The sequence below is a fragment of the Stenotrophomonas sp. INTA L402-1 genome, from assembly GCF_059295135.1.
In genome coordinates this window covers 1-504 of record NZ_JCAFWP010000270.1, presented here as the reverse complement: position 1 = coordinate 504, position 504 = coordinate 1, and the positions used below count along the sequence as shown (strand labels likewise).

1 protein-coding gene is annotated in these 504 nt (G+C 45.0%); it reads left to right on the top strand.

What is annotated here, in order from left to right; all coding sequences use genetic code 11:
• Positions 1–504, top strand: a 504-nt coding sequence (locus AC5O77_RS22730) for a transporter substrate-binding domain-containing protein (protein ID WP_494507296.1), incomplete at both ends; no start/stop codon positions are given.

Below are 504 nucleotides of genomic sequence, written 5' to 3'. Positions count from 1 at the left end.
ATCTATAGGTGCTAATAATGAGATTGTCGGCTTTGATATCGATCTGGCAAAAGCCTTGTTCAAACAAATGCAGGCAGAATGTACTTTTACGAATCACGCGTTCGACAGCATTATCCCGTCACTGAAATTCAGAAAATATGACGCCGTAATCTCCGGAATGGATATCACGCCGGAGCGTAGCAAACAGGTATCGTTTACCACGCCCTACTATGAAAACTCAGCCGTCGTGATTGCCAAAAAAGATACCTACAAAACGTTTGCCGATCTGAAAGGCAAACGTATTGGGATGGAAAACGGCACCACGCACCAGAAATATATTCAGGATCAGCACCCGGAAGTGAAAACTGTCTCCTATGACAGTTATCAGAATGCCTTTATCGACCTGAAAAATGGTCGTATTGATGGGGTATTTGGTGACACAGCGGTGGTTAATGACTGGCTGAAAACCAATCCGCAACTGGGCGTTGCTACTGAAAAAGTGACCGATCCGCAATACTTCGGCAC